The sequence below is a fragment of the Nitrosomonas aestuarii genome, assembly GCF_003046585.1.
In the GTDB taxonomy this organism is placed as follows: domain Bacteria; phylum Pseudomonadota; class Gammaproteobacteria; order Burkholderiales; family Nitrosomonadaceae; genus Nitrosomonas; species Nitrosomonas aestuarii.
The window spans coordinates 15,650-29,250 of record NZ_QAAE01000002.1 but is presented as its reverse complement, the minus strand read 5'-3'; the positions used below and the strand labels follow the sequence as shown (position 1 = coordinate 29,250).

Here is a 13,601-nt window from a genome sequence, read left to right as displayed (position 1 = left end):
GGCATTTCAGGAACAGCGAGAGATCCTGACGGCTGTTATATATTTTCTGGTAAAGATTATTCCTGTGGATTCAAATGACTGTTTGTTTTGTTTTTTCAAGATCAGAGCGACAGCAGTTTATAGAGTTTTTTTAGGTTACCGGCCTACTCAGTTAAAGGCTTGAATAAATCTGTCAGATCCTCCGCTGTCAGTTGTAATGCCTGCTCTTTTTTGCCGTTCTGGTACACGCTTTCAGCCAGCATGCGTTTTTTTTCCTGCATGGCCAGGATTTTTTCTTCGACAGTATCTTCGGTAATCAGTTTGTACACAAAAACTGCTTTATCCTGGCCGATCCGGTGCGCGCGGTCTGCGGCCTGGCTTTCCACCGCGGGATTCCACCAGGGGTCGTAAATGATCACGGTATCAGCTTCGGTCAGATTGAGACCGACGCCGCCTGCTTTCAAACTGATCAGAAACACATCGACCAGCCCGCTTTTAAACTGTTCGATAACAGCGTCACGCTGGCGGGTCTGGCCGGTCAGCTTGCAATAGTCGATTTGTTGCGCTTTCAGTTCGGCTTCGATCAGGCCCAGCATTTTGGTAAACTGCGAGAAAATCAGGATGCGCCGTCCTTCTTCCAGCAATTCCGGCAGTATGGTCATTAGTAAATCCAGTTTGGCAGATTGTTTGAATTTTTCCGCTGCTTTCAAGTTCAGTGTTCTGGGATCACAGCAGGTTTGCCGTAATTTCAGTAAGGCATCGAGAATGGTGATATGGCTGCGCGCCAGGCCTTTTTCGGCAATTGCATTGCGCACTTTCTCTTCCATGCTCACCCGGATGCTTTCATACAGTGCGGCCTGCTTTTCATAAAGCGGTACCGAACGGATTATTTCGGTTTTTTCCGGCAGTTCGTCGGCTACATCGCGTTTGGTGCGGCGCAGCATAAAGGGTTCAAGACACCTGGACAGCCTTTCCTTTTTTTCGGTATTACCCTGGACTTCAATGGGTGTGCGGTAAATTTTTTTGAACAGCGCATGATCACCCAGAAAATCCGGCATCAGAAAATCGTATTGCGCCCATAGTTCACCCAGATGATTTTCCATCGGCGTGCCGGTCAGGCATAAGCGATGCTGGGCATTAATGCGGCGTACCATGCGTGCAGCCTGCGCTTTGGGGTTTTTAATCACTTGCGCCTCGTCCAGAATCAGATAGTAATACGCGTTGGCCAACAGGTTCTTTTCGTCCCTGTGCAGCAATGGATACGTGGTCAGAACTAGGTCATGTTGCGTAATTTCGTCAAACCGCTGTTTGCGGTTACCGCCCTGTAAAATCAACACACTTAAATCCGGTGTAAAACGTTGTGCTTCACGCCGCCAGTTGCTCATCAAACTGGTAGGCGCGACAATCAGGCAAGGCTTGTCCATGCGTCCGGACTCTTTTTCCAGCAGCAAGTGTGCGAGCGTTTGAATGGTTTTTCCCAGGCCCATGTCATCCGCCAAAATCCCGCCGAAGCGATATTCACGCAGAAACTGCAGCCAGTTAAGGCCTTTTTGTTGATATTCGCGCAATTGCGCATGCAAGGCAGCAGGCGGCGCAACATTGGCAATGCCCTTAAAATCACGCATTTTTTTGCCGGTTTCAATCAGTTCATCACCGCCTTCAATGCTGAACAGTCCATAGCTATGTTGCTCCAGATCGGCCAGAGCGGCGGCATTGTAACGTGAAATGCGGCCGATACCGTCATTATCAAAACGCACGCTGTCGAACAGTTCGTACAGAATAGCGATGAAGGGTTTCAGTTGTTCCGAAGAAATGTTGGCATACTGATGCTGTCCCAACGGAATGCTCAGCATTTCCGGCAGGTTGTCACGTTCATAGTTTTCCAGTACCGGCGTAATCAGGGGTAATAACGGCAGCGATTGATCGTTGATGGTGATATTGAAGTGCATTTTGAACCAGTCGTTATCGTTTTGTTCGATTTCGGCATCCCAGTTTCCAGGTTGTTGAAACTGCAACAGGAAGCTGTCGTCGATCTCGATTATCCACCCTTGTTGTGTGAGTTCCGGTAGTTTGTCGTCCATAAATTGCGCCCAGCGCGTTGCGCTGTCTATCACAGAATTTTGTGCCGGACTGAAAAAAAACAGTTCTTTGGGGTTGTCGAGTTCGAACCGATTGAAACCATATGCCTGCAGCATTCCAATGGCGGTGTCCTCGGCGGTTCGATCACGCTGTATTTTGAAATAATCCTTATCGGTTTTAATGACGCTGACAGGGATGGATTGAGCGGCGGAAACTGTATGACCGCCATAATCAAAACGCAACATCAGTAGATGAATGTAGCTTTCGTCGTCCAGTTGCCGCCCCAGCAGCTGTAAGCGTGGTTGTGCAGCTAACCCGTTTAATATTTTTATCGCGATGGGTTTTGGTGGCGGCAAAGCGATGTCGGGGTGTTCGATTACCAGTCGTTGACTGAAATCCTCGACATAGTCGGCTGGTACCAGTGGCGCAGACAGTATTTTTTGAAATTGCTGATGCGTCAAATTTGTGGACGCAACGGTGCCTAACAGTAATTTATCTTTGTCCAGATACAAGGGCGGTTCGGTCGGCAACAAAGCCGCTTTATTCGCCACAGTGGTATGGAGTTTGTAAGCACCGTCCGGTTGTGCATGCCAGGACAGTTCCAGTGTGCTGGGCTCGCCCATGTCCAGGGGAGGCGCCAGTTGATGTGACTTCCAGAACAGGCGTTTGTATTGCAAAGCTTTGTTCAAAACCAGATATCCCAGCGCGCCGGCTATGATTGCATCGTCCGCGTAATCATATTCCAAACCGAGCACAAGGCGGAAAAGTTCCCTGTCCTCAAGCGGAAAATGTCTGCTCGAGAAGTAACCGTATTGAATGTTGGACAGGGGAATTCTTCTGCCAACGGCCAATCCGCCTTGCTTCTTTTCGCGTGTCGTGAATAGTGACAGCAGATATTTACCGCCTGCCTCACGCTGGTGAAGCACATAAGCAGCAAACTCTTGTGAAGCGTCAGGTTGCTTCCCTGTTTCTCCCAGACTGTATAGCCAGTTTAAGCACGCTTTTTTTGTATCGGTATTTTGTTCCGATTTTTCTGCTTTATAGGCCAGACATGCGGCAACGACATGTTTGCAATTATAAGCGACAGGGCAACTGCATCTGCCGTTAATTTTTAAATAATATCTTGTTTTTGTGAAGGTAATGGTCTGGTTATAGTGTTGACTGTGACTGCCGCTGACACATGCGCTGAGTATGACCGTGCTTTCAGTTTCATGGGTTGCACGCAATTTTATGACCTTGCTTTGTTGGAAATAATCTCTTCCTTTCAAATAGGCATTATTACTACAGGAATTTTTAATATCCGAAACTGAAATTTTCTTAAAATTCATTAAGTCTGTTTCTTGGCTGTGTCAATTTACTCATGCTATAGATTTTATATATGAAAGTCATACAATCAATACCAGGAACTTACTGGATCCGCTGCTTTCACGGACTATTTTAGTGTACTTGGCGATGTCTTGCAGCGGATTGTGAATAGCTGGTTTGATCGTGAACGCTGTTCACGTCGTTACTCAGTTGCTGGAGTGCCTTGAAGTGAGTTGAATACTGCCAACGATGGGTAGTTTCACGGCCCAGGGATCGGATGCGATACCGAATGTCAGGCCAAGAAAATTAAACTCAAAGCCTTCTACGTTACTGATTACAACACCCAGTAACCCAAAGACAGAAAATTGGAACCCACTGCCACTTGGGGGGGTGGCGAACAATCGATAGCCCAGATAGTCCTTCCCGATGGCGGTTGCCGGCAGGTTCAGCTCCAGTTCGGGAACGACGCGCGAGATCCAGGCTGTGAAAGTATTGGAGTTGGGGCCGGGCCATAAAGTGTATTGCCTTGCATAGGGATAATTCTGGGCTGCCTGATCAATGCGCGCAATCAAGTCGTCGACACCTTCACCGCGTTTATCTGCGAGGATAACAGGGATGTTGCCAAACCAGCACCGGTCCGGAATTTGCTCATAAATTGTCAGCACCGGTAATCGCCTGCGTTGTCGCCAGCCCAGCACCTCATAGATGGTGTAGTTGTCTGCATGAGCGGGTTTGACGGCAATCCAGGTATGAATGCCGAGATAACCGCGCCAGCTGTAAGCGCGCGCGCCGTACACTTGTACGACTGCTTCGTGAGTCAATGCCGGGTCGGGTGCAATACCCACGGACGCCCGGCTGGCAGTACGCCAGCTTCCTGCGGCGTCGGTTGGAATGACCGCTATGCATGTAAAAACAGTAAAAGCTGCGGCTAATAGTAATCGTTGATCAAATAATAAACGCATTTTGTTTGGAATAGGCTTAAAACTGAAAAGTTCGTAACCAGAAAGCAATAGCAGTAATATCCATCCAGTTTTTAAGCAAAAAACTGTTCGAAGCCGGCATTGGAAAATTAATAGCCATGTAAACAGGCTGCGGATAAGAGCTATCAATATACTAGGGGACTATTTGCAGCAGCCTCGGTTTCTACATTGCCAGGCATTCCGACTGCAGAGGTATGAATTTTTTATTTGGCAGCTTATTCATATTCTGATAAAGCAATGACAGCATGCCTATGGACGATGTCTGGCTGATAAGGGTGTGTTGGCTTTGTGTACTGCGCCTGTATTTTTTTGACATAGTTTATTGTTTCTGTGTAGGGCGGTATGCCCTGATGTCTTTCAACTGCGCCTTCTCCTGCGTTGTATGCGGCGACAGCCAATGTGACGTCACCTTTAAAAAAAGCTAGCAACCAGCGTAGATAAGCCATGCCGCCTTTTATGTTTTCTTCGGCGTCAAATGAGTTTTTTACCTGAAAGCGCTCGGCTGTTTCCGGGATCAGCTGCATCAGGCCTTGTGCATTTTTGTGAGATACGGCTTGTGCGTTAAATGCGGACTCAACGGTGATAATGGCCATTACCAGGGCTGGGTCCAAATAATATCGGGGTGCCAGTTTCTGAACGAGATCGAAATACGGCTTGTCCGAGTAGTCAATAAGGTTGTTTTGAGCTACTGACTGTATGCATTCCGGGAGCACTGATTCCTTCGAGTCGTCCAGAAAACGTATCATTTTGCCGGCGTGCGCATGGCCCTGTTCTGCCGCCATGCCAAATAGTTGCGCGGCAATACTGTCATTGCGGGGCACACCACGTCCATTGGCATACATCCAGCCCAAAGCATATTGTGCTTCATCATAACCCAGTCCGGCTGCTTCACAGTACAGTTCCGCTGCGCGGGCGTAATTTCTGGGGATGCCTTCGGCGTGTTCATGCTGCTTTGCCAGTTTGACTAATTCGACTGGCGTATCGGTTGCATCTGTCAGATACTGGAATGTCTGGCTTTTAAGTTCTGGAGAGCGGTTGTTTGCTTCTGCAGTGTTCAATAAAGCAAGACCGCACACTAATATTAAAAACGGTTTTATATTTTTTAGGTGCATGTTTTATAGGCTATTTATTTTGTATGAATTATTTCTTGCGGCAATTTGGAGCATAATTCGTAACGATTTAAAATTTCTAAGCAGCTTGGTTTTATGCAAAAAACATATCGACGGTGACCGGAAGCCGCTTTGAAAGTTTCGGCGGTATTAAATGATCGATTTTTCGCCGTTCGGTATGATGAATTATGCTACGCAATATTCTATAAGATATATCTGTGTACAAGCAATATTCGTGCCTAAGTAAATAATAATTAATTATCAATAAATTATTATTTATGCCGGGTGAGAAAACGTCGGTGTGTAAAAAATATCGACAGTAACGACAGGCTGATGTTTTTTTTGAGATCCGCTTTGTATATTTTATGAAATGATGCATTTAAGTATCAAGGTGCCGATGTGATTGCCTGCGTAACTGAATTGCAACAGATCACCGTAAATATATCTTTTTTGATACTGATCTATCCATCTGATATGTAAGAATTTTATTTCTTTGTTTGTATGAGGGATTGGTAACTGGATATGGCGGGTAAAAGGGGGTGTTATTTAACTTGACGGTAACTAAGTTTAGCCAAATAATTCGCAAAAACAGGATGACGTTGAAAGCGAAATCGGATTGCTGATTTTTTCTAACTGAATCATTTATTTAAATTTGCTTTATCTTTTATGAGGTGCTCAAAATGTTGCGCTGGCAGGTTAATTTTCTTAAATATTCAGTGTTTGCATTTATCAGCATAAGCCACTCTGTTTTTGCCCGGGCCGCAACGGAAATTTTTCCTGATGAATACAAACAAAAAATCGATATGGCGGTAATGCGTAACGCTGTCGACAGAACGACACTTTTAGCTACGATTTCCTGGGTTGCACAACTGGCTCAAAGTACGCGGGACGCAACAATTATGGCAGAGCTTGCCCGTTTGGAGTATGCGAATGCTGAAGTTGAGACTGAAAAAAGAAAGCGTATCGAACTTTATAAAATCTGTATTGATACCGCGAATAGATCACTCGCGGTGAATCCAGATGAGGTTGGCGCATTATACTGGAAGGCTATTGCAATGGGAAAACTCAGCGAAGAGACCGGTATTTTAAATGCTTTTAGAATGACGCGCGCCATGGAGCGGCTTTTTTTGCGTGTTATTACACTAAATGAAAATTACGATCATGCTGGCGGGCATAAAGCGCTTGGCCGTATGTACTATAAACTTCCCAGCTTTCCGATCAGTTTTGGCAGTAACGAAAAGGCATTATTTCATTTAAAAAAGGCCTATGAGCTGTATCCGAATGACATTATTGTTCGGGCTTTTTATGCTGAATTACTTTTTGATATGGGCCAAAAACACGAAGCCCGCAAACATGCAGAATTTATTCTGGCAACCCCGGTTGAAAAGGAAAACAACTTCAGATATCACAGATTTATTGAAATCGCACGAAATATTGTTAAAAAAGACAAGTTCTTAATGGCTCGCTGAAGAACTGCTGGAAGTCGTTCCGAGGAGGCGTCACATTATGCGCCGCGTTAACAACAGTGTTTTTGTTTGATCAATGCACGTGTTGCGTTTGGACGAGATTGTTATCAGCAACCTGGCAAAGGTTTCGAATTAATACAGAGCAAAACAACTGGAAGCATGATCTGTTTTTTCCGTTTTTCGACAAACCCATGCTGTAAGCTGTATCATGTTTATGATTTGTATTATAAATAAACAGGAACAGACGGAAACAAATGCTTGTTGAGCACGTTTGCACTATTTTGTCACCTTGTCCTGCAAGGGTGTTTCTTTGTTGAATTAAATCGTGTTTTTTTGGATCAAGGCACCTGTTACGGCAATAAAAACAAAACGAAATCCTTGGAACTATTGTTATGGGTAATGAAATACCATCCAGTTACTTCAAACCTGAAGATCTAAAACTATTTAATGAACGGCTGCAGCAGGAAACGAAGATAATCGACAAATGGTTTTCACAGGATAGGTTTGCATCCGAACAAAAAATGTTTGGTTACGAACTGGAAGCCTGGCTGATCGATAAAAATTACCAACCCGCGCCTGTTAATGAACAGTTTCTGAAAAAGCTGAATAATCCCCTGGTCGTTCCGGAACTGGCGAGTTTTAATATCGAATTAAACAGTCTGCCGCAACATTTGAGCGGACATGTTTTCAGCGATATGGAACAAAATCTGAACCGGATTTTTAATCTATGCCGCCAGCAGGCGCAGCTGCTTGGTTCGGATATGGTGGCCATCGGTATTTTGCCGACCGTCAGGAAAACAGATCTGTCTCTTCAGAATATGTCCAATTCACCACGTTACCGGGCGTTGAATGAACAGGTGTTACGGATGAGGCATGGGCGTCCGCTGCATATCAATATTAAAGGTGACGAGCATTTGTGTGTGCAGCATGATGATGTGATGCTGGAAGCAGCCGCGACTTCATTTCAACTGCATTTACAGGTACCACCGAGCCTGGCCACACATTACTATAATGCGGCTATTATTTTATCGGGTTCAATGGTTGCGGCAACCGGCAATTCACCGTTTCTGTTTGGCAAACATTTGTGGGCGGAAACCCGCATTCCACTGTTCGAGCAGGCGGTATCCGTTGGTGGACATGGAACCGATGACGAAGGGGATCTGAAGCGTGTTTTTTTTGGTACGGGGTATACGCAGGATTCTCTTTTCGAGTGCTTCCAGGAGAATCTGGATCATTTTCCGGTGGTTCTTCCTGTTTTATTTGAAGATCCCCCTGACAGACTGGCGCATTTGCGGCTGCATAACGGTACCATCTGGCGTTGGAACCGCCCACTGATTGGTTTTGATGAACAAGGTGAGCCTCACTTGCGTATTGAACATCGGGTGATTTCAGCGGGACCAAGTGTTGTCGATACAGTGGCTAATGCAGCCCTGTTCACAGGCGCTGTGAAAAGCCTGGTAGCATCGCAGCATACACCAGAATTTAATTTGACTTTTAATCATGCCCGGCATAATTTTTATCAAGCGGCCCGCCTTGGATTGGCGGCGGATCTTCATTGGCTGGGCGAACAACAAGTGAATGCACGATCGCATATACTGAAGCAATTGTTGCCGCTAGCGCGATCCGGCCTTGAACAATTGGAAATCAACAGTCACGATAGACAATATTATTTGGATATTATCGAGCAGCGTATTCGAAGCGGACAAACCGGCACCAACTGGCAACAGCGTTATGCGGCAAAACACGACTATGATATGCAGGCATTGACAGCTGCTTATGCAACGTTACAGCAAAGCGGCAAGCCGGTACATGAGTGGCCAATCTGACTGGACTGAGCCCGGCCATTCATCGCAAATTACATTTGTATTGAACTGACAGCTGATGACTGCAAACTAAATGCGATTAAATTTTATGTTATTTAAAAATACAAATACAGTGTGGTGATGTATATAAATCAATGTTGACGATACGACAAGATATTCCTGAAGGCCTGCTTGATTCACAGTCCCATGAGTTATATAAGAAACTCGATGGGCCGACTTTGTTTCAGCTACCCGGCCGCCGCAGCCCACCTATTTTTATTTCGGTTTTATTGCATGGCAATGAACCTGTCGGCTGGAATGCAATACGTCATATTCTTTATCACCACCAAAACAAAGAACTGCCGAGGGCTTTGTCACTTTTTGTAGGTAACATCCAGGCAGCCCGGTTCCAGCAAAGGCACCTTGAAGAACAGCCGGATTTTAATCGTATTTGGCCGAAAAGCGCTGATCTCATTCAAGGTCTCGACGGTAATGATGGCAGTACGCCAGCGCATAATATGGCAAATCGCGTGTATACAGAAATGGCCGCGACCGGATTATTCGCCAGCATTGACGTACACAACAATACAGGATTGAATCCGCACTATGCCTGCGTTAATAAGCTGGACACATCTTTTTTACATCTGGCAACGTTATTTGACCGTATAGTGATTTATTTCACCCGCCCTGAAGGTGTCCAGTCGCTCGCCTTTTCAAGACTTGCGCCATCGGTAACATTGGAATGCGGACAGCCTGGCAACCCTCAGGGCGTGGCGCATGCCATTGAATACTTGACAGCTTGTCTGAATTTATCCGAGATTCCAACACACGCCGTTGCCAAACATGATATTGAATTATTTCATACTGTTGCAACAGTTCGTGTTGCTCCCGGTATTGAAGTGGGATTCCAGGAAAATAACCTGGATCTGCGCCTTGTCGATAATATCGATCATCTAAATTTCCGGGAATTGCCTTTCAATACGCTGATCGGCTGGCAGAAGAACCATCAGGAGCTTGCTTTGAGAACCGCCGATGAACAAGATCAGGAAATATCCGCGCATTATTTCCATCTTGATGGGAATGCGCTCAGAATCAGCCGTCCTGTCATGCCATCGATGCTGACGCGAAATACTAAAGTTATCCATCAGGATTGTCTGTGCTATCTGATGGAACGTATGATTTTGCCGGATTCAGCAGTTGATTCACGAGAATCTGCTGCACCCGGTTGCTTAGAATAAAAGCATCGCATTTTTATGAGCTTACAGTTTTTGTCCTTTCAGTGTCTGGAAGCGTTTTCGGTCGGTGGCGAATTTCTCTTTTAGGCTGCTGATACGCGCGTGATTTTTTATCAATTCATTTTCCAGTTGTGTAACATTGCGTTTTACCGGAATCATATCCTGTTGAATGGATGCCAGCGTCGGATTGCCCGATTTTTCGGCCTCATCTGCCTGTTGCTTTAGAATTCGCAGTTGGTTTTTTGCAATATTAAGGCGCATTTCGATACCTGAAATGGCTAATTCTATCGGTTCCACGTTGCGCCCCAGTACCCAGTCAATTTCTTCTTCACTGGTATAGGTGTTAAGTAAAACTGCATCACGTCTCTTTTCTTCGACTTGCTGTTGCGCATCAATTTTATTTTTCGCCGTTTTAGCAATGTCTGGTTTGTTTTCGGCAGCATGGGTGCGAATAACGACACCATGTTCATTCATTTCAACGGTTGTCTTGTTTTGGCATTCAGGTGGCATGATATGTGTGTAATAATGAAACATACCTGCATCGTCCACACATTTTTGTAATGATGCCAGAGTGGGTTGTGAAAAAATCAAAATGATTGCAAACAATATAATTTTATGCATAAATTTCTCCTGTCGCTTTATTAAAATACTACAGTGCAAGAACGGCATTCAGGAGAATGAATTTAACCAGCCGTAAATTGAAGAGAAAACCATTGTGCTGTGGCTGCAATGCTATAAAGGCATCAAAAGTATACGTTTAACAGGCAACACCGTACTGTTGTCGATAGCGCGTCACCGCTTCCAGGTGATGAGCCAAATGGTCGCCGGACTGTAAAAAATGAATCAGATCATTTAAATTAATGATGCTGATAACAGGAATGCCGTGCGTTTTTTCGACTTCCTGTATAGCGGAAAGTGGTCCGGATCCGCGCTCCATCCGGTCCAGTGCAATGAGGACGCCACAGGGTGTTGCGCTTGTGCCTGTTATCAAATCAACCGATTCACGGACTGATGTGCCAGCAGAGATGACATCATCCACGATTAGCACCCGACCCGCTAATGGTGCGCCGATCTGTATGCCGCCTTCGCCATGGTCTTTGACTTCCTTTCGGTTAAAGCAGAAGGGATAATTATGGCCCATCTGTGCCAACGCAATGGTAACTGAGCTGACGAGTGGAATCCCCTTATACGCCGGGCCAAACAGCATATCAAAAGGAAGCTCGGCAGCGAGGATGGCTTTCGCGTAAAATTGCCCCAACCGGTGCAGTGAATCACCGTCATTAAACAAACCGGCATTAAAAAAATACGGCGACATACGGCCGGCTTTGGTTTTGTATTCACCAAAGCATAGCACCTTGCGATCAATTGCAAACTCGATAAATGTTTGTCTGAAGTCGGAATCGGACATATGGATGATTGTATTACTCAGCTAAATAACGATGCAGATTATAACGCTTAATGTCAACGGCGTGCGTGCTGCCGCCAGAAAAGGTTTTTTTCAGTGGCTGCCGGAGCAGTCGGCGGAAATTGTGTGCGTTCAGGAACTCAAAGCACAATTGCCCGATTTGAGTGGCGAAATACGTACTCCGGCAGGCTATCATGGTTTTTTTCATTGTGCCGAGAAAAAAGGCTATAGTGGTGTCGGCATTTATTGCCGTAACCAGCCGGATAAAATTGTCGAAGGAATTGGTGTCGATGAAATAGATCAGGAGGGACGCTTTATTCAGGCTGATTTTGGCAATCTCAGTGTAATTTCCGTTTACCTGCCATCCGGTTCAAGCGGCGATCACCGGCAAGCTTCGAAATTCTTTTTTCTGGACCGGTTTTATCCTTTTTTGCAGGAATTGATCGCCAGTGGCCGCGATATTATTTTATGTGGGGACTGGAATATTGCACATAAAGAAATTGATTTAAAAAACTGGCGTGCCAATCAGAAGCATTCGGGTTTCTTGCCTGAAGAGCGCGCGTGGCTCACGCGTGTTTTTGATGAAATTGGTTATGTCGATGTGTTCAGGCAACTCAATCGGGAGCCGGATCATTATACCTGGTGGTCTAATCGTGGTCAGGCATGGGCTAAAAATGTCGGCTGGCGAATTGATTATCAGATCGCCACTCCACAGATTGCCAACAAAGCCGCTGGCGCCATGATTTACAAGGAATCCCGCTTTTCGGACCATGCGCCGTTGATTATCGACTACGACGAGGATAAATGAAACCCGCTGCGGCCTCGAGCTGGCTCAATACGCTTAGTATCTATACGCATCCACGTGTACTGGGAATGTTGTCATTGGGTTTTTCCGCCGGATTGCCGTTGCTCCTTATTCTGGGTACGCTGTCATTCTGGTTGCGCGAGGCCGGCATTGATCGGACAACTATAGGCCATTTGAGCTGGATCGGGTTGGCGTATAGTTTTAAATGGCTGTGGTCTCCGCTGGTCGATCGTATGCCGCTGCCGGTTTTAACCCGTCTGCTGGGACGGCGGCGTGCCTGGTTGCTACTTTCGCAGATTGTTATCGTATTCGCATTGATTGGCATGGCCAGTACTGATCCCGTTATTAATCTGTCGCATATGGTTTTTTTCGCGCTTGCGGTCGCGTTTGCTTCTGCAACCCAGGATATCGCACTCGATGCCTATCGTATTGAAGCAGTTGCGCTGGAGCTTCAGGGCGCGATGGCGGCGACGTACCAGGCGGGTTATCGGGTGGCTATGATTCTGGCTTCTGCCGGTGTCTTGTGGATTGCGGCAGCTGTGGATTCTTCCGCCACGACTTATGATTATTTACCCTGGCGTTTTGCCTATCTGGTGATGGCGGGTTGTATGAGTGTCGGCATTATCACTACGCTGATCATCCGTGAACCGGATGTGCCGTTCAGCACACTGCTTTCAGAAAATGAACAGTATGCGCATGCGATCATTGCTAACTGGCATCTCAATGCCAGGCTGGCGAATATGCTGGTGTGGCTGTATGGTGCGCTAATTGCGCCTTTTCGCGATTTTATTGTGCGCCACGGCAAACAGGCTTTACTTATTCTTGCACTGATCGCGCTTTATCGTATTTCGGATGTGGTCATGGGCGTAATGAGCAATCCGTTTTATGTCGACATGGGCTACACCAAAGACGAAGTGGCCACCGTCTCGAAAGTGTATGGCGTATTGATGACCATTCTGGGGGCTGCGGTTGGCGGTATACTGATTGCAAGAATTGGCATCATGCGTACCCTGTTTATTGGTGCGGTGTTATCGGCGGCAACCAATCTGCTGTTCGTATGGCTGGCAGGGCGCGGCCATGACGTGAGTGGCCTGGTCTTTACCATCTCGGCGGATAATCTGTCTGCCGGTATCGCTTCCAGCGCATTTATCGCCTATCTTTCGGGTCTGACCAATTCCGCATATTCGGCTACGCAATATGCCTTGTTCAGTTCGGTTATGCTGCTGCTGCCTAAATTTGTCGCCGGATTCAGTGGTCAATTTGTTGATGCATATGGCTATGAAAGCTTTTTTATCGCAACAGCATTGTTGGGGGTGCCCGTGCTCTTGCTGGTCAGACTAGCCGGTAAGGCAAAATTTGAGACGTCAGTAAACGGATCATCAATGTCGTCAAATAAACCCGATACCAGGCCTCATACCTAACCTGCCTATTTGCCG

Annotated in this window: 10 protein-coding genes; 5 read left to right on the top strand and 5 right to left on the bottom strand. The window is 46.2% G+C overall.

Annotation, left to right across the window (positions count from 1 at the left end):
- Positions 1-143: 143 nt before the first annotated feature.
- From C8R11_RS01760 to C8R11_RS01750, 3 genes are all read right to left on the bottom strand, one after another.
- Entirely contained in the window at positions 144-3,386 is a 3,243-nt protein-coding gene (locus tag C8R11_RS01760) for a DEAD/DEAH box helicase (protein WP_107794208.1), read from the bottom strand.
- Positions 3,387-3,569: 183 nt separating this feature from the next.
- Positions 3,570-4,325, bottom strand: a complete 756-nt coding sequence (locus C8R11_RS01755; RefSeq protein WP_107794415.1) for a DUF3750 domain-containing protein — start codon at positions 4,323-4,325, stop codon at positions 3,570-3,572.
- A gap of 233 nt (positions 4,326-4,558) precedes the next feature.
- On the bottom strand, positions 4,559-5,455 hold the full coding sequence (locus C8R11_RS01750) for a transglycosylase SLT domain-containing protein (RefSeq protein WP_107794207.1): 897 nt from the start codon (positions 5,453-5,455) through the stop codon (positions 4,559-4,561).
- Positions 5,456-6,132: 677 nt separating this feature from the next.
- On the opposite strand from C8R11_RS01750, the gene C8R11_RS01745 reads away from it, so the two are divergent.
- The 3 genes from C8R11_RS01745 to C8R11_RS01735 all read left to right on the top strand — a co-directional run bounded on the left by C8R11_RS01745 (position 6,133) and on the right by C8R11_RS01735 (position 9,958).
- Positions 6,133-6,921, top strand: coding sequence for a TRAP transporter TatT component family protein (locus tag C8R11_RS01745; protein WP_107794206.1), 789 nt, complete (start codon positions 6,133-6,135; stop codon positions 6,919-6,921).
- Positions 6,922-7,310: 389 nt separating this feature from the next.
- Positions 7,311-8,744, top strand: coding sequence for a glutamate-cysteine ligase family protein (locus tag C8R11_RS01740; protein ID WP_107794205.1), 1,434 nt, complete (start codon positions 7,311-7,313; stop codon positions 8,742-8,744).
- Between the two features lie 131 nt (positions 8,745-8,875).
- Entirely contained in the window at positions 8,876-9,958 is a 1,083-nt protein-coding gene (locus C8R11_RS01735; RefSeq protein WP_107794204.1) for a M14 family metallopeptidase, read from the top strand.
- Between the two features lie 21 nt (positions 9,959-9,979).
- Here C8R11_RS01735 and C8R11_RS01730 read toward each other — a convergent pair whose 3' ends face one another.
- Positions 9,980-10,576 carry a hypothetical protein gene (locus C8R11_RS01730; RefSeq protein WP_107794203.1) on the bottom strand — a complete coding sequence of 199 codons (597 nt, stop codon included), beginning with the start codon at positions 10,574-10,576 and terminating at the stop codon, positions 9,980-9,982.
- Between the two features lie 136 nt (positions 10,577-10,712).
- Complete coding sequence (gene pyrE, locus C8R11_RS01725; protein WP_090696604.1) at positions 10,713-11,363, bottom strand: orotate phosphoribosyltransferase; 651 nt, start codon at positions 11,361-11,363, stop codon at positions 10,713-10,715.
- Positions 11,364-11,394: 31 nt separating this feature from the next.
- Between pyrE and C8R11_RS01720 the strand changes: the two genes are divergently transcribed.
- Positions 11,395-12,168: an exodeoxyribonuclease III gene (locus C8R11_RS01720; RefSeq protein ID WP_107794202.1), complete on the top strand. Its 774-nt coding sequence runs from the start codon at positions 11,395-11,397 to the stop codon at positions 12,166-12,168.
- Positions 12,165-13,586, top strand: a complete 1,422-nt coding sequence (locus C8R11_RS01715) for an AmpG family muropeptide MFS transporter (RefSeq protein WP_107794201.1) — start codon at positions 12,165-12,167, stop codon at positions 13,584-13,586. Before C8R11_RS01720 ends, C8R11_RS01715 begins: the two co-directional genes overlap by 4 nt.
- The last annotated feature ends 15 nt before the right edge of the window (positions 13,587-13,601 follow it).

Coding starts and splice junctions, on each gene's coding strand:
- C8R11_RS01720 (WP_107794202.1), top strand. CDS start 11,395: ATGCAGATTATAACGCTTAATGTCAACGGCGTGCGTGCTGCCGCCAGA.
- pyrE (WP_090696604.1), bottom strand. CDS start 11,363: ATGTCCGATTCCGACTTCAGACAAACATTTATCGAGTTTGCAATTGAT.
- C8R11_RS01745 (WP_107794206.1), top strand. CDS start 6,133: ATGTTGCGCTGGCAGGTTAATTTTCTTAAATATTCAGTGTTTGCATTT.
- C8R11_RS01740 (WP_107794205.1), top strand. CDS start 7,311: ATGGGTAATGAAATACCATCCAGTTACTTCAAACCTGAAGATCTAAAA.
- C8R11_RS01760 (WP_107794208.1), bottom strand. CDS start 3,386: ATGAATTTTAAGAAAATTTCAGTTTCGGATATTAAAAATTCCTGTAGT.
- C8R11_RS01735 (WP_107794204.1), top strand. CDS start 8,876: ATGTTGACGATACGACAAGATATTCCTGAAGGCCTGCTTGATTCACAG.
- C8R11_RS01730 (WP_107794203.1), bottom strand. CDS start 10,576: ATGCATAAAATTATATTGTTTGCAATCATTTTGATTTTTTCACAACCC.
- C8R11_RS01750 (WP_107794207.1), bottom strand. CDS start 5,455: ATGCACCTAAAAAATATAAAACCGTTTTTAATATTAGTGTGCGGTCTT.
- C8R11_RS01715 (WP_107794201.1), top strand. CDS start 12,165: ATGAAACCCGCTGCGGCCTCGAGCTGGCTCAATACGCTTAGTATCTAT.
- C8R11_RS01755 (WP_107794415.1), bottom strand. CDS start 4,325: ATGCGTTTATTATTTGATCAACGATTACTATTAGCCGCAGCTTTTACT.